Source organism: Roseicella frigidaeris (assembly GCF_003258945.1).
GTDB lineage: Bacteria > Pseudomonadota > Alphaproteobacteria > Acetobacterales > Acetobacteraceae > Paracraurococcus > Paracraurococcus frigidaeris.
In genome coordinates this window covers 53,862-71,620 of the sequence record NZ_QLIX01000008.1, presented here as the reverse complement: position 1 = coordinate 71,620, position 17,759 = coordinate 53,862, and the positions used below count along the sequence as shown (strand labels likewise).

Sequence of the window (17,759 nt, the reverse complement as noted above, 5' to 3'; positions counted from 1 at the left end):
CGCATGAGGGCTGCATGAAGATCGGAAAGGTGCTGATCGCGAACCGCGGCGAGATCGCGCTGCGGATCCACCGCGCCTGCCAGGAGATGGGCATCCGCACCGTCGCGGTGCACTCCACCGCCGATGCCGCGGCGATGCATGTGCGCCTGGCCGATGAGAGCGTCTGCATCGGCCCGCCGCCGGCGCGGGAGAGCTACCTGAACGTCGCCGCCATCCTCTCGGCGGCGGCGATCACCGGCGCGGACGCGATCCATCCCGGCTATGGCTTCCTCTCGGAGAACGCCAATTTCGCCGAGATGGTGGAGGCGCACGGCTTCGTCTTCATCGGCCCGCGTCCGGAGCACATCCGGATGATGGGCGACAAGATCGCCGCCAAGGACGCGATGCGCCGCCTCGGCGTGCCGCTGGTCCCGGGCAGCCCCGGCGCCCTCGCCTCGCTCGAGGAGGCGCGGCAGGTGGCGGCGGAGGTGAAGTACCCGGTGCTGATCAAGGCGGCCGCCGGCGGCGGCGGCCGCGGGATGAAGGTGGCACGCGACGAGTCCGAGCTCGAGGAGGCCTGGCGCGTCGCCCGCACCGAGGCCAAGGCCGCCTTCGGCGACGATGCCGTCTATCTCGAGAAGTATCTCGACCGGCCGCGGCATATCGAGTTGCAGGTGCTGGCCGACACGCATGGGCATGTCGTGCATTTCGGCGAGCGCGACTGCTCGCTGCAGCGGCGCCACCAGAAGCTGGTCGAGGAGGCGGGATCGCCGGTGCTCGACGCGGCGCAGCGCAATGCGCTCGGCGCGCAGGTCACGCGGGCGCTGCAGCAGCTCGGCTACCGCAATGCCGGCACCCTGGAATTCCTCTGGCAGGACGGGCAGTTCGCCTTCATCGAGATGAACACCCGGCTGCAGGTCGAGCATCCGGTGACCGAGATGGTCTGCGGCATCGACCTGGTGAAGGAGCAGCTCCGCGTCGCCGCCGGCGAGCGCCTCGGCTACGGCCAGTCGGAGATCCGCTTCCAGGGCCATGCCATCGAGTGCCGGATCACCGCCGAGAACCCGGACACCTTCCTCCCCTCCCCCGGCCGCGTCACCACCTATCACGCCCCGGGCGGGCTCGGCGTGCGCGTCGACAGCGCGCTCTATTCCGGCTACGCGGTGCCGCCGCATTACGACAGCCTGATCGCCAAGCTGGTGGTGCATGGCGCGACCCGCGCCGAGGCGATCGCCCGGCTGCGGCGTAGCCTGGCCGAGATGGTGGTGGACGGCATCGAGACCACCCTGCCGCTGCACCTGGCGATCATGGAGGACCCGGAATTCCAGGCCGGGGACTACACGATCCACTGGCTGGAGCAATTCGTCGCCCGCCGCAACGCCGGCGGCTGAACGGGGCGCGCCGGGGCCGGTTGCCGCCGCCCCGACGCTCGCCGTGGCGTGCCGGGATGCTGCTGGCTATACTTGCCGCATGCCGAGCCATCGTCCGGCCCCGCGGCGGGACCGCCCTCCCGCGCCAAGCCCGCCCGCGCCGCCCGGCACCGGGACGGGGGCAGGCGCCGCATGAGCCGCCGGCAGATCGACATCACCCCGGACCTGATGCTGCGCGCCTATCGCGCCGGGCTCTTTCCCATGGCGGAGAGCCGGCGCGGCGACCGGCTCTACTGGCTCGATCCGGAGCGGCGGGGCGTCATCCCGCTCGATGCCGGCTTCCACATGCCGCGGCGGCTGCTGCGCACCGTGCTCTCCGGCCCCTACCGGGTGACGGCGGATGCGGATTTCGCCGCCGCCATCGCCGGCTGCGCCGCCCCGGCCCCGGGGCGCGAGGACACTTGGATCAACCCGGAGATCGAATTCCTCTTCCTCTCCCTGCACCGGCAGGGCCATGCGCACTCGGTCGAGGTCTGGCAGGAGGATGCGCTGGTCGGCGGCCTCTACGGCGTGGTGCTGGGCGGCGCCTTCTTCGGCGAGAGCATGTTCAGCCGCGCCCGCGACGCCTCGAAGGTGGCGCTGGTGCATCTGGTGGCGCGGCTGCGCCTCGGCGGCTTCACCCTGCTCGACAGCCAGTTCCTCACCGAGCACCTGGCCCAGTTCGGCGCGCATGAGATCCCGCGCGCCGAGTACAAGCGCCGCCTCGCGCATGCGGTGAACGCCGTGGCGACCTGGCAGGCCGCGCCCGACCCGGCGGCGCTCGAGACGGCCATCCGCAGCTTGCGGGCCGGGAGCCAGGACGGCGCGTGAGCGAGGCCGGGGATGCGCCCGCGGCGCCGCCGGCGCCGCGGAAGCGGCGCGTGCAGGGCGGCCTGGCGACGGCCGATGTGGTGCTCTCCGCCCATGCCGGCGGCAATGCCGCGCTGTTCCCGCAGATCCTCGCCCTGCATGTGCCGGCCGGGTCGCTGGTCGCCGATGTCACCTTCGGCCAGGGCGTCTTCTGGCGCGAGGTGCCGCCGGGCCGCTACCGGCTGCTGGCCAGCGACCTCGCCACCGGCACCGATTGCCGCGCCCTGCCGCATGCCGATGCCAGCCTGGACGCGCTGGTGCTCGACCCGCCCTATATGGAGGGCCTGCTGCGGCCGAAGCCCGAGACCCGTGGCGGCCTCGGCAGCCATGCCGCGCTCCGCCGCTACTACGATGCCGGCGGCGGGCGCGCGGGGCCGGGCGGCGGGCGCTGGCACCAGGCGGTGCTCGACCTCTACCTGGACGCGGCGCGCGAGGCCCGGCGGGTGCTGCGCGACCACGGCATCCTCATCGTCAAATGCCAGGACGAGGTCAGTGCCAACCGGCAGGAGCTGACGCATGTGCAGATCGTCACCGGCCTCGCCGCGCTCGGCTTCTATGCCCGCGACCTCTTCGTGCTGATGCGGCCCAACCGGCCGGGCATCGCCCGGCTGCTGCGGCAGGTGCATGCCCGGAAGAACCACAGCTATTTCCTGGTCTTCCAGAAGGTGCCGGCCGGGCAGGAGGTCGCCCGCTATCGCAGCCGCGGCCCGGTGCCGCCCCGGGCGGGCTGATACGAACGGCATGCAGGATTCCTTCATGCCGAGCGCCCGAACGGGCGCCGCGGGTCGCGCCGTCAGGCGCGCCAAATGGCGCGACGCCGCGAAGGCCCAGGCAAAAACCGGAGGTTCGCGCCCGGCGCCAAAGGGACTGCCCAATGGGGGCCGCTGATGGGTCGCCAGCAACGGCCGTTGGTATGAGGCGGGCGGAACGGCCGGCCAGGGAGGCGCCGCCAGCCTCCCGGCTGGCGCAGGCCGGGGGTGCGCGCCGCCGGCTTCCGCCGGCCGGCGATCCGGCCTAGAGCGTGCGCGTCGTCCCCTGCCGAACCCGCCAGGAGGCCGGCCTTCCGGAGCCCCGCATGTCCGACCGCATCTCCCTGCCCAAGGAGCGCATCCGCGTCCTGCTGCTGGAAGGGATCTCCGAGAGCGCCGTCGCGCTGCTCGCCGCCGCCGGCTACGAGAACGTCACCCGCATGACCAAGGCGCTGGACGGCCCAGCGCTGGCCGAGGCGCTGCATGGCGTCCACATGCTCGGCATCCGCTCCCGCACCCAGCTGGTGGGCGAGGCGCTGGCGGCGGCGGACCGGTTGATCACGGTGGGCTGCTTCTGCATCGGCACCAACCAGGTCGATCTGGAGACCACCCGGGCCCGCGGCATCCCGGTCTTCAACGCGCCCTTCTCCAACACCCGCTCGGTGGCCGAGCTGGTGATGGGCGAGATCGTCATGCTGCTGCGCGGCATCCCGGACCGCTCGCGCGCGGCGCATCAGGGCGGCTGGGACAAATCGGCCGAGGGCAGCTTCGAGGTGCGCGGCCGCACCCTCGGCATCGTCGGCTACGGCAATATCGGCAGCCAGCTCTCGGTGCTGGCCGAGGCCTTCGGCCTCCGGGTGCTGTACTACGACCACACCGCCAAGCTGCCGCATGGCAATGCCCGGCCTTGCGCCTCGCTCGGCGAGCTGCTGGCCGAGGCCGACATCGTGACGCTGCACGTGCCGGAGACGCCGGCGACGATCGGCATGATCGGCGCCGCCGAGATCCGCGCCATGAAGCCCGGCAGCATCCTGATCAACAATGCCCGCGGCACGCTGGTCGATCTCGATGCGGTGGCGGCGGCGCTGCGCGGGCGGCACCTGCTCGGCTTCGCCGCCGATGTCTTCCCCGAGGAGCCGGCCCGCAACGGCGAGACCTTCCACAGCCCGGTGCAGGGCCTGCCGAACGTCATCCTGACGCCGCATATCGGCGGCAGCACCCAGGAGGCGCAGTCGCGCATCGGCCAGGAGGTGGCGCGCAAGCTGATCGAGTACAGCGACAGCGGCTCGACGGTCGGGGCGGTGAACTTCCCGCAGGTGCAGCTCCCGGTGCGGCCGACCGGGGCGCGCTGGACGCATGTGCACCGCGACACGCCCGGCATGCTCTCGCGCATCAACGAGGCCTTCGGCCGGCGCGGCCTCAACATCGCGGCGCAGTACTACCAGACCTATGGCGAGCTCGGTTACGTCGTTGTCGAGAGCGTCGAGGCGCGCAGCGAGGCGGAGGCGATCCTCGCCGAGCTGAGGGCCCTGCCCGGCACGGTGCGGGCCCGGCTCATCTACGAGCGGGAATAGCCGCCGGCCGCTGCCGGCGGCGATCCCCGGCAGGCAGGCCGGGGCGCGCGGAGACGCCCGGCCCGGCCGGGTTGCGTCAGGCGGCCTCGGCCGCGCGTTCGCGCCGGGCGGCCTCGCGGCCGCGACGGCGCGCCAGCACCTGCAGCCGGGCGAGGTCGGCGCCGGCGATGCCGAACCCTTCGAGCGCGGCGTAGCAGCGATGGGTCTCGGTCATCGCCGCGAAGAAGCCGCGGAGGTCGCCCGAGCGGCGGGCGAGGGCCGCGGCGGTCTCGGCCGCCTCGTATTCGGCGAGGGCAGCGCGGAAGGCGGCCTGGCGCGCCGGGCAGCCGGCCAGCCGGAAGACGCCGCTGCGGCGGGGCCATTCCAGGCTCAGGGGCTCGGGGGCCGCCGGATCACGGGGGGGTGCGAAGAAATCGGCCGGCAAACGCGGCAGGGCCAGCGGGCGGATGCCCGGGAGGCTGGTCACACGTTCCATCCCAAAGTCTCGCTTCTTTTCGTCCAGCGGAGCAGAGGGGGGTCGCCCCGCGCGCCGGGTTATAGCCTGATCGCCATCGTTTGGGGAGCGGGGCGATGATGGATTCGGGTGCGTTTCAGAAAGAATTTCGCGCCTGACGTGTGGCACCGCAGCATGCGCCGACCGGACGCGGGTCATTCCGGACCATACTTAATATCGCATGCTGGCCCGATCCCGCCATGGGTTTCCGCGCCGGGATCGCGCGCCTGCCCTTGCCAGGCCGTTCCGATTGGATATTGGGTCCATCCGTGGCTGGAAGCCACCGGGCTGCGGCCTTTCCGCCCGGGCGAGCGGGTGTCCGCGCCCTTGTCCTCTCGATGACGTGACGCGTCCCCCGGCCGGCAGGGGTCCCCTGGCATCCGCATCGTTGCGCCGGCCGGCCACCGGCAGGGGGGCCCCTCTTCACGGAATGGCGCCGTTTCCCAATGGTGATGTTCCGCCGTCCGCGGATTGTGGCACCAAGCCCACCGGTGGATGGAGGCGAGCCATGCGTGCTGTTGTTCTATCTCTAGGCGCCATCCTGGCCCTGGGCGCGCCGAGCGGCCCGGGCCGGGCCCAGGAGGGCGTCCGCTTCGACCGCCCCGTCTTCACCACCGACGCCACCGCCCTCTGCCGCCGCCAGGACCAGGTCGCGGCGCTGCGCCGCGCCCTCGACGACAACGACCGCGCGGCCATCGACCGCCTCGTCGCCGAGAGCTGCCGGTTGGTCGGGCCGAATATCCGGCTGAGCGTGGTCGCCAGGCCGGGCCTCTACGATCCCGATGTCGAGGTCCAGGTGGCCGGCGGCCCCGCCGTGCCGGCCAGCCTTGCCCGCGGCACCGCCTGGACGCTGAAGGCGCTGGTCCGGAACTGAACAACCGGCAGCCCGGGGGCCGGCGGCGGCAGCCGCGCCCCCTTCCCTCGCCGCGCCCGACCTCCTAAAACCCGGCCCCTTGCCGCACCGCGCAGGCCCTGCCGCCGCAGGGCGCCGCGGCGCGCCCGCTCATTCACCCACCGGACAGGTCGCCCACCCATGGCAAAGATGCAGGCCAACCAGATGCGTGCCGGCATGGTCATCGAATTCGAAGGCCAGCGCTACACCATCCTCAAGCAGAACATCATGATCCCGGGCAAGGGCGCGGCCGTCATCCAGGTGGAGATGCGCAACGTCAAGACCGGCGCCAAGAAGGACCAGCGCTGGCGCACCGCCGATACGGTGGAGCGGCTGGAGACGGCCGACGAGGAGTTCACCTTCTCCTATGCCGAGGGCGAGCAGCTCGTGCTGATGCATCCCGAGACCTATGAGCAGACGCATGTCTCGAAGGATATCCTCGGCGACCGCCTGCCCTTCCTGGTCGAGGGCATGACCGTCAATGTCCGCCTCATCGAGGGCGAGCCGGTGGCGATGTCCCTGCCGGAATCGGTGGTGCTCGAGGTGACCGAGGCCGATCCGGTAGTGAAGGGCCAGACCGCCTCCTCCTCCTACAAGCCGGCCCTGCTGTCGAACGGCGTGAAGACCATGGTGCCGCCCTTCGTCACCGCGGGCGACAAGATCGTGGTGAAGACCGAGGACGCCTCCTACGTCGAGCGCGCGAAGTAGCGCCACGCCCTGCCGCGGCGGCCGCGCGGCCCCCCGGCCGTCCGCCCGTCGCCCTTCCTTCTCGTCCTGCCGCCGGGATTCCCATGGCCCCCTCCCCACGCCTCTCCCCTGCCCTCAACGTCGTGGTGAACGCCGTCCAGAAGGCCGGCCGCCGCCTGCTCCGCGATTTCGGCGAGGTCGAGCAGCTGCAGGTCTCGGTGAAGGGGCCGGGCGACTTCGTCTCCGCCGCCGACCTGCGGGCGGAGGAGACGCTGCGGGCCGAGCTCTCCCGCGCCCGGCCGAATTTCGCCTTCCTGATGGAGGAGAGCGGGGCGCAGGGCGCCGAGGACTGGGAATGGCGCTGGGTGGTCGATCCGCTCGACGGCACCAGCAATTTCCTGCACGGCATCCCGCACTGGGCGATCTCGGTCGGCATCGAGAAGCGGATCGAGGCCGACCGCACCGAGATCGTGGCCGGCGTCGTCTACAACCCCGCCGCCGATGAGATGTTCTGGGCCGAGAAGGGCGTCGGCGCCTTCCTCAACGATCGCCGCCTGCGCGTCTCCGCCCGCCGCGACATGAAGGAGGCGCTCTTCGCCACCGGCATCCCCTTCGCCGGCGTGCCGCGCAAGGCCGAGTTCTCGCAGATCCTGGCGCGGCTCATGCCGCAGGTGGCGGGGGTGCGCCGCTTCGGCGCCGCGGCGCTCGACCTCGCCTGGACCGCCGCCGGCCGCTACGACGGCTTCTGGGAGCTCGGCCTGAAGAAGTGGGACATCGCGGCGGGGCTGATCCTGCTGCGGGAGGCCGGCGGCTTCGTCACCGATCCCGAGGGCGGCGACCCCTATGCCGAGGGCATGGTGGTGGCCGGCAACACCGCGCTGCAGCCGAAGCTGCGCGAGGTGGTGCAGGAGGGCATTGCCGCCGCTGGTGCCGCCCGCGGTCGCAGCGCCGAGGCGCCCCCTGCCGCGGCCCCCTCCGTGGGTTGAGTTTCCAAGCCGGGGCCGATCCCCTACCCTGACGGGCGGGATCCGCCGGCGCGTGCAGCGCCCGCCGGCGACAGGAGCGGGGGCGATAACGGGCGTGTCGCGCAGCAAGCCAGTCCGGACGGGATGGCCGCCTGGGGTGATCCTCCTCGCGGCCCTGCTCCTCGCCGCCCCCGTGGACGCCCAGCCGGCGCCCGCCACGACCGAGGACATGCCGGCGGAGCCGGCGCCGGCGCCGCCCCGCCCCGCCGACCTCTCGCGGGGCCCGGATCGCGGCCGGGCGGCGGGGCCGTCGGCCGCGGTGCTCGCCATCGCCACGCCCGCCGGCCTGGAGGCGCTGCCCGAAGGCGGCTGGCGGCTGCGCTTCCCGCCGGAGCAGGAGGCGCCGCCGGCGGCGGCCGAGGCCGCGCTCGCCACGCTCGGCAAGCGCCTCGCCGCCCTGCCGGAGGGGCGGGTGACGCTGCTCGCCCAGGCCAGCGGCCCGGCCAAGGATGTCTCCATGGCCCGCCGGCGCAGCCTCGCCCGCGGCCTGGCGGTGAAGGCGGCGCTGGTCTCGGGCGGCCTCGCCGCCACCCGCATCGACCTGCGCCCGATGGGCCGGACGCCGGAGGCGGCGGATGCCGTCGATGTGCAGCCGCCCGGGCTCCGGCCCGCCGCCCCGCAGCGCTGACCGGCAAGGCAGGGACGATGACCCCTCCCCTCCGCTTCCTCTGGCGCATGCTCGGCTTCCTCGCCGTGGTCGCCGGCCTCGCCGCGCTGCTCGCGCCGCAGCTCGCCGCCGCCTTCGCCACCAACCTGGTGCTGAACAGCCTCATCCTCGGCGTGCTGTTCATCGGCATCCTCTGGAACCTGCGCCAGGTGCTGACCCTGCGGCCGGAGGTGGACTGGCTGGAGCATTTCCGCAGCCCCCGGCTCGGCGCGCCGGCGATGCCGGTGCCGCGCCTGCTCGGACCGATGGCGAGCATGTTCCAGGCCCGCCGCTCGGAACGCCTCAGCCTCTCGGCGCCGGCGATGCGCAGCGTGCTCGACGGCATCGCCTCGCGGCTCGACGAGAGCCGGGAGCTGTCGCGCTACATGACCGGGCTGCTGATCTTCCTCGGCCTGCTCGGCACCTTCTGGGGCCTGCTGCTGACCATCGGCTCGGTCTCCGACGTCATCGGCAACATGTCGGTCGGGTCGGGCGACCTGAACCAGCTCTTCACCCAGTTGAAGAGCGGGCTGGCGCAGCCGCTGAAGGGCATGGGGACGGCCTTCTCCTCCTCCATGCTCGGCCTCGCCGGCGCCCTCGTCCTCGGCTTCCTCGACCTCACCGCCGGGCAGGCGCAGAACCGCTTCTACTACGAGCTGGAGGAATGGCTGGCCGGCATCACCCGGCTCTCCTCCGGCGTGCTCGGCGACGGCAGCGGCGAGGGCGGCAACGTCCCCGCCTATGTGCAGGCGCTGCTCGAGCAGACGGCGGAGAACCTGGAGGGGCTGCAACGCATCCTGGCGCGCGGCGAGGAGGGGCGGGCGCAGACCAGCCAGGCGATGATGACGCTGACCGAGCGGCTCTCGGTGCTGACCGACCAGATCCGCGCCAGCCAGTCGCTCATGCTGCGCGTCGCCGAGCAGCAGGCCTCGCTCGGCCCGGTGCTGCAACGCCTGGCCGATGCGCAGGCGGCCGCGCCGGCCGGCGACGAGGTGGTGCGCGGCCATCTGCGCAACACCGAGATCTACCTGGCCCGCCTGCTGGAGGAGCTGACCCAGGGCCGCGCCCAGGCGACGGCGGAGCTGCGCAGCGAGATCAAGCTGGTCGCGCGCACCATCGCCGCGCTGGCCGAGGAGGCGCCGCGATGAGCCGCCGCGCCGCGCGGTGGCGCTGAACTCGCGCCGCAACCGCGGCAGCGGGCTGGATGCCTGGCCGGGCTATGTGGATGCGCTGTCCACGCTCCTCATGGTCATCATCTTCGTCCTGCTGGTCTTCGTCCTGGCCCAGGGCTTCCTCAGCGTCGCGCTCTCCTCCCGCGACCGGGCGCTGGACCGGCTGAACGCGCAGGTGGCCGAGCTGGCCGAAATGCTGGCGCTGGAACGCGGCCAGGCGGCCGAGCTTCGCAGCACCCTCTCGCGCACCGCCGAGGAGTTGCGCGCCGCGGCCAGCGCCCGCGACCAGCTCACCGCCCAGCTGCGGGAGGCGCGCGAGGAGCGCGACCGGGCCGGCGGCGAGCGCGACGCCGCCCAGGCGGAACGCGAGCGGCTGGCGGCGCGGCTGGTCGATCTCGAGCTCGCCGGCCGCGGCAATGCCGAGCGGGTGGCCTCGCTCGAGCAGCAGCTCGCCGAGGCGCTGCGCCGCGCCGAGAGCGTCGGCGGCGATGCCGCGCAGACGGTGCGCCGCCTCGCCGAGACCGGCCGGGGCCTCGCCGCCGAGCAGGCGGCGCGACAACAGAGCGAGACCCGCGCGGCGGCGCTCGACCGGCAGCTCGCCGAGAGCCGCGGCGCGACGGAGACGGCGCGGCAGGAGCTGGCCGGCCTCGCCCGGCAATTGCAGGACGCCCAGGCGCAGCTCGCCCAGACGCAGAAGCAGCTCGCGGCGATGCAGGCGGAGATGGCGACGCTGAACCGCACCGTCACGGCCGACAAGACGGTGATCGAGGCGCGGCTGGCCGATATCGCCCGGCTGTCGGAGCAGGTGCGGAGCCTGGCGGCGCTGCGCGACCAGCTCGAGCGGCAGGCGCAGGAGGCGATGCGGCGCGCCGAGGAGCAGGGGCGCGCCCGGACGGCCGCCGAGGGGGCCGCCGCGACGGAGGTCCAGCGCCGCGAGGCGGCCGAGCGCAATGCCGCGGACCAGGCAAGGCTGGCCGAGAGCGCGCGCGCCCAGGTGGCGCTGCTGACGCGGCAGGTGGAGGAGCTGCGCAACCAGATCGGCCGGCTGGCCGCGGCGCTCGATGCCGCGGAGACGGCGGGCCGCGACAAGGATGCGCAGATCGTCACCCTCGGCGCCCGGCTGAACGCGGCGCTGGCGGCGCGGGTCGAGGAGCTGCAGCGCTATCGCAGCGACTTCTTCGGGCGGCTGCGCGACGTGTTGGGCGACCGGCCGGAAGTGCGGATCGTCGGCGACCGCTTCGTGTTGCAGTCGGAGGTGCTGTTCCCGCCGGGCTCCGCCGATCTCTCCGCCGCCGGGCAGCAGCAGATCCGGTCCATCGCCCGCGTGTTGCAGGAGATCGCCCGCAAGATCCCCTCCGACGTGAACTGGCTGCTGCGGGTCGATGGCCATGCCGACCGCACGCCGATGCTGCCCGGGGCCCGCTATGCCACCAATTGGGAGCTTTCGGCGGCACGGGCCATCGCCGTGGCGCAGTTGCTGATGGCGGAGGGCCTGCCGGCCAACCGCGTCGCCGCCACCGCCTTCGGCGACAACCAGCCGATCGACACGGGCGATTCGCCCGAGGCCCTGGCGCGCAACCGGCGGATCGAGTTCCGGCTGACCGATCGCTGACCGGCCCCGGCGGCGAACGTGAAAGGGCCGCGGCATCGCTGCCGCGGCCCCCATCCGGCTCGGGAGGCGGTGCCGGTCAGGCGGCGCTGGTGCCTGGCTCGAGCTTGTAGCCGCCACCCTCGGTCAGCAGCAGCCGGGCGCGGGTCGGGTCCGGCTCGATCTTCTGCCGCAGGCGGTAGATATGGGTCTCGAGGGTGTGCGTGGTCACGTTGCTGTTATAGCCCCAGACCTCGTTCAGCAGCACCTGCCGCGGCACGGGCTTGCCGCCCGCCCGGTAGAGGAATTTCAGGATCGCGCTCTCCTTGTCGGTGAGGCGCACCTTGCGGTTCCGGGTCGGCTCCAGCAGCACCTTGGCCGAGGGCCGGAAGAGATAGGGCCCGATGGTGAAGACCGCGTCCTCGGAGTTGTCGAAGACCCGGAGCTGCGCCCGCACCCGCGCCAGCAGCTCCGGCAGGCGGAAGGGCTTGGCGACGTAGTCGTTGGCGCCCGAATCGAGGCCGCGGACGACATCCTGCTCGGCATCGGCGCCGGTCAGCATGATGACCGGCATGCGCATGCCGTCGCGTCGCAGCTTGGCGCAGAAATCACGTCCATCGCCATCGGGCAGGCCGATATCGAGCAAGATCGCGTCGTAGCGGCCATCGGCATCGGCCAGCTTGGCCGCCGCCTCGGTCGCGCTCTCGGCCTCGTCCGCGGTGAAATCGCCTTCGAGGGCGATCTGCTCGGCGAGGGTCGCGCGCAGGGCGGCATCGTCCTCGACGATCAGGATGGGGCGGGGCGTTGCCAAATCGACCTCCGGAATGTGATGGGCAGAACGCCCGGGACGTGTCGCAAACCTGCGCGATTCCCGGTGTGCTTCGCACAATTGAAACTGTCGCGCGAAAAAACGCATCTCACGGAAGCGTTGGATCGACAACACAATGTTGCGATTCGGGATGGTCCCGTGCTGGCCGGCCTCCGCCAGGGCTCCGCTGTGGCGTCGCTAGAGCATGCGGCCCTCGAAGGGCGGGACGAGGTCGGGGGCCTCGAATTCCACCACCCAGAGATCCGGGTCGCGCTTCACCTGCCGTTCCACATAGGCATCGGCGGCGGCCTGATCGACCGGCTGGGCGCCGCTGCCGCGCAGCCAGGCGGGCCGTCCCTCGGCATCCCGCACCTGGCTCAGCACGACGAGGCCCTCCCTGCCGCGCAGGACGCAGAGGATGCCGCCGGAATCCGGATCGCCCTTGCGCAGCACGGCCCCGCTCCGCCCGGCGATGTCCGCCAGCCGCAGGGCCATCGAGACCCAGATTCCCGCCTTCACGCGCGCTTCCATGCGTCGCATAGGGGCGCGATCCTCCCTCGGCATCAAGCCCCTGCTTGCCGAGCGGCGGGGTTGCCGGCACATCTGCCGGTGCCGATGAGGGTCCCATGGATCAACGCAAGATGACCGAAGCCCAGCGCGCCTATGAGGCGAAACGGGCTGCCAAGGCGGGCATGAGCCTGGAGAAATGGCTGTCCAACAAGGAGAAGGATGCTGCGCTGGAGCGGGCAGACCTGGCGAAGGCCCGCCAGCCGGTGCCGGCCAAGAAGCCCGGCCTGCTCGCCCGCCTCCTCGAGAAGGCGCAGAAGCCGCTCTGAGCCGGCCCGCCCGGCACCGCCGCCATGGGCCACCGGCCGGCGCCGTGCCGGCCATCAGATCATCCGCAGCAGCGTGCCGTCCCGGCGGATCGCCTGGTGGAAGACCACGCCGGCGACATGCAGCACCAGCAGCACCAGGATCGCCCAGCCGCCGATGGTGTGCAGGGTCTGCAATACCTCGGCGAGCCCCTCGTTTTTCTCCATGATCTGCGGCAGGTCGATGAAGCCGAGATAGGCGCTCTCGCCGCGCAGCGGGAAGCCCCAGGCATTGGTGGCGACGAAGCCGAGGATGGGTTGCAGGATCAGCAGCGCGTAGAGGCTGTGATGCACCGCCGCGGCGACCCGCTGCAGCAGCCGCGGCACCTGCGCCGGCAACGGCGGCGGCGGATGCCGCAGCCGCCAGGCCAGCCGCGCCAGGGCGACGAGGAGGATGGTGAGGCCGGCCGATTCGTGCAGGGTGTAGAAGATCGTCTTGTCGCTGTCCTTGATGTGCTGGATGACGAAGCCGACCGGCAGGGCGATCGCCAGCAGCGCCGCGGTGATCCAGTGGAACCACTTGGCGCCGGCGCTGTAGCTCGCAGGCGCCACGCCCACCGGCCTCCGGAGGCCAAGCTCAGCCATTCCCGCCATGACGCCATCCCTCCCCGCCGGCCGCGATCCGCGTGATCGCCCTCCGCTGGACGGCGGCATGCCGCGCGCCGCCTGGCGGGGTGACATGATCGCCGCCCATGCGGATTGGAGCACCGATCCGCGCAAGCGTTGGCTGACTTGGGCCCGTCGCGCGGAAGGACAATGGCGGGCCGGCGCCCCGGAGCCGGTCGGCGACCTCGCGGCGCTGCTGCCGAGGCTGCTCGGGCCTGGCCTGCCGGTCGCGCTCGGGCTCGACCTGCCGCTCGGCCTGCCGCGGGCCTATGCCGCGACGCGGCCGGAGCCGGGCTTTCCGGCGTTCCTGCGCGGGCTCGCGGCGCGGCCGGAATTCTTCGTGGTGAATGCCGGGCTGGAGACGGTCGCCGCGGCCAGCCCCTTCTACCCGGCCCGCGGCGTCGCCGGCATGACGCGGGCGGCGCATGCCGCGGCGCTCGGCCTCGCCGGGCCGCAGGAGTTGTCCCGCTGGTGCGACCGGGCGACGGCGGAGCGGCCGGCCGGCGCGCCGCTCTTCTGGACCCTCGGCGCCAACCAGTCGGGCAAGGCGGCGATCGCCGCCTGGCGGGACTGGCTGATCCCGGCGCTGGAGGGGGCGGCGCCGATCCGCCTCTGGCCCTTCGAGGGCGGGCTGCACGCGCTGCTCGCGCCGGGCCGGGCGGTGCTGGCCGAGGTCTATCCGGCCGAGGCGCTCCGCCAGTGCGGCCTGCGGCTGGCCGGCAGCAAGCGGGCCGAGACAGCGAGGCGGGCGCTGGCGCCGGCCCTGCTGGCCGAGATGACGGCGCGCCGCGTCCAACCCGACGCGGCCCTCCTCGCCGCTGCGACGGCCGGCTTCGGACGCGACGCGGCAGGCGAGGACCGCTTCGATTCCGTCATCGGCCTGCTCGGGCTGATCGGCGTGCTGGATGGGCTGCGGCCGGATTTCGTCCCCGACGATCCCTGGATCCGCCGCTGGGAAGGCTGGGTGCTGGGCCAGACCGCCCTGCCCCGTCCGCCTGCGCCGCCCGCGCCGGCGAGCGGCTGAGACGGAGGGGAAGGCGGCCATGCCGGCGGCCTTCCCCGGGGCGGCTCAGCGGCCGCGCCGTGGCTGCCGCCGGATGCCGGCGAAATCGGCGATGGCGCGAAAATCCGCGACATCGAACACCGCCTTCCGGCGGTCGCGCCAGGGACGGTCCTCGGCGGACGGGCGAGGGCCCGCGCTCGCATCCTCGCGGGGCGGCGGCACATCCCGGCGGCCTATCGTGTCGTTCATGCGGTTCTTCGGACTCAGATGCAGATCCATGCAGCGCTCTTCCTCGCCTCGGACCAGGCCCGCGCGGGACTACAGCGGCGCGCGACCAGGACTGTCCGCCGCACCGATGCAGGGTGTCGTTTTCGGAGTGGATTCACGCACCTCGGCGTTCACGCCCTGGCGCGATCCGCTCCGCAGGGAAGACGCCTAAGGCATGCGTCGCGTTCCACGGAAAAGCGGCGTGCATCACGAGAAGTCTCGACCGCGGCGCCGGCGCAACGGAAAGATCAGGCGATGAAATCGACCACGGCGTTCAAGGCCGGCTCGGCCGGCACGCGCAACCCCGTCGGCGTGGAGTCCACCGCGATGCCGCGGCTCCGCAGCAGGGCCACGGTGTCGGCAAGGGCCGTCACCCTGAGCGCGACGAGCACCAGATGATCGCCCCGCCCGGCGGGATCGGGCGCCGCCTCGCCGAGTTCGGCCGCCACCGCGGCATGCGGCGCGATCTCCACCTGCACCGGCCCGCAGGGCAGGACGACGCGGCCATCCTCGCCGGCCTGGACGGCCGCCGCGCCGTGGATCCGGCGGAACATCGCCGCCTGGCGCTGCGGGTCGCGCGCGGCGAGCAGCACGCGGGCGATGGCACAGGCGCCGTTCGGATGGCGCTGCCATTCCGGGCGCCAGACATGCTGCGGCGTCAGGTGCTCGCACCAGTAGAGCCGGCCATCGAAGGCCGCGGCCCGGTCGAGCCGCACGGTGCGAAAGCGGGCCTCGCCGCGGCCGCCATCCGGCAATTCCACCGGCCGGTGGAAGCTCTGCGCCGGCAGGGCCGGCACACCGCGCGCCAGCAGCGCCGCGGACAGCGCCTCGGCGGCATCGGTCTTGAAGACCAGCCCGTTCAGCCCGACGGGGTCGGCGGCGATGTCCGGCCGCAGCGGCCCGCCCGGCACATCCGTGCCGAGCAGCTCGAGATAGTCCTCGCCGAGGACGGCGAGATGGTTGGCCGAGCCGAGACTGTGGCGCCCCAGCGGGGTGAGCTGGAAGCCGAGCGCCGCCAGCCGCGCCGCGCCGGCCGCCATCCGGTCCCGCACATCGATGACGAGGTGGTCGAGGAGGGGCGCCATGCTCAGCCCCCGGCGCGCCGGTAGAGGCCGGCCGCCTCGGCGGCCTGCGCCGCCATCGCCACCAGCAGGGCGAGGGTCGGCGCCGGGACGCCGCGCTCGCGCCCCAGGCGGAGCACCACCTGGAACAGCGAGTCCATCTCCATCGGCCGCCCGGCCTCGAGATCCTGCAGGATGGAGGGCTTGTGCGGGATGTCGGCCGAGAGGGTGACGCGCTCCTCCGGCGCGCCCGGCACCGCCTGGCCGAGGCTCGCCGCGATCGCCATGCCCTCGCGCACCACCTGCACCGCCGCCTCGCGCAGCACCGGGTCGCGGAAGGTCGCGCGCATGTCCTGGCGCGTCAGCAGGCAGAGCGGGCCGTTGGAGAGGTTGTTCAGCAGCTTGCCCCAGACCTCGGTGCGGATCGTCCCGGAGACGCTGCAGGGCATGCCGCCGGCCTTGAAGGCCCCGGCCAGCGCCACGGCGCGCGCCGAGCGGCTGCCATCCGGCTCCCCGAGGATCAGCTTGCTGCCCTTGCTCGTCACCTCGATCACGCCCGGCTCCGGCACGTGGCAGGCGGAGTAGATGACGCCGCCGATGGCCCGGCCCGGCCCGATCCGTTCCCAGACGCTGCCGTCGGGATCGGCCTCCGGCACGCGCTGCCCCTCCTCCGGCCCGCCATGCCCGGCGAAGTACCACCAGGGGATGCCGTTGGTGACGAAGAGGACCGGCGTCTCCGGCCCGAGCAGCGGCGCGATGGCCCGCGCCACGCTGCCGAGCGCCGGCACCTTGGTGCAGACGATGACGGCATCCTGCGGGCCGAGCCTGGCCGGGTCGTCGCTGGCCTGCGGCCGCAGATGCATCTCGCCGTCACCGGCGCGGATCAGCAGCCCGCGCTCGCGGATCGCCGCGAGATGCGCGCCGCGGGCGACCACCGAGACCTCGGCGCCGCCCTTGCCGAGCCGGCCCGCCAGATGCCCGCCGATCGCCCCGGCGCCGAAGATGCAAAGCCGCATCGCCTTCTCTATCCCATCCCCGCCGGCGCCACGTAGAGCCCGGCCCCGGTCGCGGCCTGCGTGGCGAGCGCGACCATCAATTCCAGCATCGGCACCGGCACCCCGGCGGCGCGGGCCAGCGCCAGCGGCGCCTGGAACAGCGCCTCCACCTCCATCGGCCGCCCGGCCTCCAGGTCCTGCAGGATGGAGGGCCGGTGCCGCAGCCCGGCGGAGCGGGCGATGCGCGCCTCCGGCGCGTCGCCGGCGATGGGCTGGCCATGGGCGGCGGCCAGCGCCATCACCTCGCGGGCGATGGCGATGGCGGCCTCGCGCACCGCCGGCGCCGCCAGCACCTCCTGCATCGAGGCGCGGGCGAGCAGGCAGAGCGGCCCGGTCATCAGGTTGCCGAGCAGCTTGGTCCAGACCGCCCGGCGGATGTCCGGCACCGCCTCGCCGCGCATGCCGCCGGCCGAGATCGCCGCGGCCAGCGCCGCGAGCCGCGGCGTCATGGCGCCGTCGAGCTCGCCGAGCAGCACGCGGCTGTCGGGCGCGAGGGCCTCGATCCGCCCCGGCGCGGTGACGCTGGCCGCGGCGTAGACCACGCCGCCGAGGGTGCGCGGGATGCCGACGGCCCGCCGCAGCGCCTCGCCGGGATCGAGCGCCGGCAGCCGCTCGCCCTCCCGCGCCGTGCGGTCGAAATACCACCAGGGGATGCCGTTCATGACGAAGGCGACGGCGGTCTCCGGCCCGAGCAGCGGCGCGATGCCGGCGGCGACCTGCGGCAGGGCCGGCGCCTTGACGGTGACGATCACCGCATCCTGCGGGCCGAGATCGCGCGGGTCCTCGCTCGCCCGGGGCTGGCAGTACAGCATCCCATCGGCCGCCGCGACCGTCAGCCCCCGCTCGCGGATCGCGGCCAGATGCGCGCCCCGGGCGACGACCGAGACCGCCGCCCCGCCGCGCGCCAGCCGGGCCGCGACATGGCCGCCGATGGCGCCGGCGCCGTAGACGCAGACCCTCATGCGCCGGCGGCGCCCCGCACCTGTCTCATGCCCGTGCCTGC

At 73.4% G+C, this 17,759-nt stretch carries 20 protein-coding genes; 12 read left to right on the top strand and 8 right to left on the bottom strand.

Annotated features, from left to right (window positions below; translation table 11 throughout):
- Positions 1-14: 14 nt before the first annotated feature.
- From accC to serA, 4 genes are all read left to right on the top strand, one after another.
- Positions 15-1,370, top strand: a complete 1,356-nt coding sequence (gene accC / locus DOO78_RS12855; protein WP_111470193.1) for an acetyl-CoA carboxylase biotin carboxylase subunit — start codon at positions 15-17, stop codon at positions 1,368-1,370.
- 171 nt (positions 1,371-1,541) lie between these two features.
- On the top strand, positions 1,542-2,219 hold the full coding sequence (gene aat / locus DOO78_RS12850) for a leucyl/phenylalanyl-tRNA--protein transferase (RefSeq protein WP_111470192.1): 678 nt from the start codon (positions 1,542-1,544) through the stop codon (positions 2,217-2,219).
- A complete protein-coding gene (locus DOO78_RS12845; RefSeq protein WP_111470191.1) occupies positions 2,216-2,989 on the top strand; it encodes a site-specific DNA-methyltransferase in 774 nt (257 codons plus the stop codon). Before aat ends, DOO78_RS12845 begins: the two co-directional genes overlap by 4 nt.
- Positions 2,990-3,333: 344 nt before the next feature.
- Entirely contained in the window at positions 3,334-4,581 is a 1,248-nt protein-coding gene (gene serA / locus DOO78_RS12840; protein WP_111470190.1) for a phosphoglycerate dehydrogenase, read from the top strand.
- Positions 4,582-4,657: 76 nt separating this feature from the next.
- Here serA and DOO78_RS12835 read toward each other — a convergent pair whose 3' ends face one another.
- Complete coding sequence (locus tag DOO78_RS12835) at positions 4,658-5,047, bottom strand: hypothetical protein (protein ID WP_111470189.1); 390 nt, start codon at positions 5,045-5,047, stop codon at positions 4,658-4,660.
- Between the two features lie 535 nt (positions 5,048-5,582).
- On the opposite strand from DOO78_RS12835, the gene DOO78_RS12830 reads away from it, so the two are divergent.
- The 6 genes from DOO78_RS12830 to DOO78_RS12805 all read left to right on the top strand — a co-directional run bounded on the left by DOO78_RS12830 (position 5,583) and on the right by DOO78_RS12805 (position 11,108).
- On the top strand, positions 5,583-5,948 hold the full coding sequence (locus tag DOO78_RS12830; RefSeq protein WP_111470188.1) for a hypothetical protein: 366 nt from the start codon (positions 5,583-5,585) through the stop codon (positions 5,946-5,948).
- Positions 5,949-6,107: 159 nt separating this feature from the next.
- On the top strand, positions 6,108-6,674 hold the full coding sequence (gene efp / locus DOO78_RS12825) for an elongation factor P (RefSeq protein ID WP_111470187.1): 567 nt from the start codon (positions 6,108-6,110) through the stop codon (positions 6,672-6,674).
- A gap of 83 nt (positions 6,675-6,757) precedes the next feature.
- Positions 6,758-7,639, top strand: a complete 882-nt coding sequence (locus DOO78_RS12820) for an inositol monophosphatase family protein (protein WP_111470186.1) — start codon at positions 6,758-6,760, stop codon at positions 7,637-7,639.
- A 136-nt stretch (positions 7,640-7,775) separates the two neighbouring features.
- Complete coding sequence (locus tag DOO78_RS12815) at positions 7,776-8,306, top strand: hypothetical protein (RefSeq protein ID WP_111470185.1); 531 nt, start codon at positions 7,776-7,778, stop codon at positions 8,304-8,306.
- 17 nt (positions 8,307-8,323) lie between these two features.
- A complete protein-coding gene (locus tag DOO78_RS12810) occupies positions 8,324-9,472 on the top strand; it encodes a flagellar motor protein MotA (RefSeq protein ID WP_111470184.1) in 1,149 nt (382 codons plus the stop codon).
- Between the two features lie 16 nt (positions 9,473-9,488).
- Complete coding sequence (locus tag DOO78_RS12805; RefSeq protein ID WP_111470183.1) at positions 9,489-11,108, top strand: peptidoglycan -binding protein; 1,620 nt, start codon at positions 9,489-9,491, stop codon at positions 11,106-11,108.
- Between the two features lie 76 nt (positions 11,109-11,184).
- Here DOO78_RS12805 and DOO78_RS12800 read toward each other — a convergent pair whose 3' ends face one another.
- Together DOO78_RS12800 and DOO78_RS12795 are read right to left on the bottom strand one after the other, a co-directional pair.
- Positions 11,185-11,895: a response regulator transcription factor gene (locus DOO78_RS12800; RefSeq protein ID WP_111470182.1), complete on the bottom strand. Its 711-nt coding sequence runs from the start codon at positions 11,893-11,895 to the stop codon at positions 11,185-11,187.
- Between the two features lie 195 nt (positions 11,896-12,090).
- The gene (locus DOO78_RS12795; protein WP_111470181.1) at positions 12,091-12,423 is read right to left on the bottom strand and encodes a DUF1491 family protein; all 333 of its coding nucleotides are present in this window, start codon (positions 12,421-12,423) and stop codon (positions 12,091-12,093) included.
- Positions 12,424-12,518: 95 nt separating this feature from the next.
- On the opposite strand from DOO78_RS12795, the gene DOO78_RS12790 reads away from it, so the two are divergent.
- On the top strand, positions 12,519-12,728 hold the full coding sequence (locus DOO78_RS12790; RefSeq protein ID WP_111470180.1) for a hypothetical protein: 210 nt from the start codon (positions 12,519-12,521) through the stop codon (positions 12,726-12,728).
- Positions 12,729-12,782: 54 nt separating this feature from the next.
- On the opposite strand, the gene DOO78_RS12785 is transcribed toward DOO78_RS12790, so the two are convergent.
- On the bottom strand, positions 12,783-13,316 hold the full coding sequence (locus tag DOO78_RS12785) for a cytochrome b (protein ID WP_165838870.1): 534 nt from the start codon (positions 13,314-13,316) through the stop codon (positions 12,783-12,785).
- Between the two features lie 127 nt (positions 13,317-13,443).
- Here DOO78_RS12785 and DOO78_RS12780 point away from each other — a divergent pair, with 127 nt between their 5' ends.
- Positions 13,444-14,394: a hypothetical protein gene (locus DOO78_RS12780; RefSeq protein WP_111470178.1), complete on the top strand. Its 951-nt coding sequence runs from the start codon at positions 13,444-13,446 to the stop codon at positions 14,392-14,394.
- Positions 14,395-14,439: 45 nt separating this feature from the next.
- On the opposite strand, the gene DOO78_RS12775 is transcribed toward DOO78_RS12780, so the two are convergent.
- From DOO78_RS12775 to DOO78_RS12760, 4 genes are all read right to left on the bottom strand, one after another.
- Positions 14,440-14,652, bottom strand: coding sequence for a hypothetical protein (locus DOO78_RS12775; RefSeq protein WP_111470177.1), 213 nt, complete (start codon positions 14,650-14,652; stop codon positions 14,440-14,442).
- Between the two features lie 236 nt (positions 14,653-14,888).
- Complete coding sequence (locus tag DOO78_RS12770; protein WP_111470176.1) at positions 14,889-15,725, bottom strand: VOC family protein; 837 nt, start codon at positions 15,723-15,725, stop codon at positions 14,889-14,891.
- A 2-nt stretch (positions 15,726-15,727) separates the two neighbouring features.
- Positions 15,728-16,717: a ketopantoate reductase family protein gene (locus tag DOO78_RS12765; protein WP_111470175.1), complete on the bottom strand. Its 990-nt coding sequence runs from the start codon at positions 16,715-16,717 to the stop codon at positions 15,728-15,730.
- A gap of 8 nt (positions 16,718-16,725) precedes the next feature.
- Entirely contained in the window at positions 16,726-17,718 is a 993-nt protein-coding gene (locus tag DOO78_RS12760; protein WP_111470174.1) for a ketopantoate reductase family protein, read from the bottom strand.
- Between the last annotated feature and the right edge of the window lie 41 nt (positions 17,719-17,759).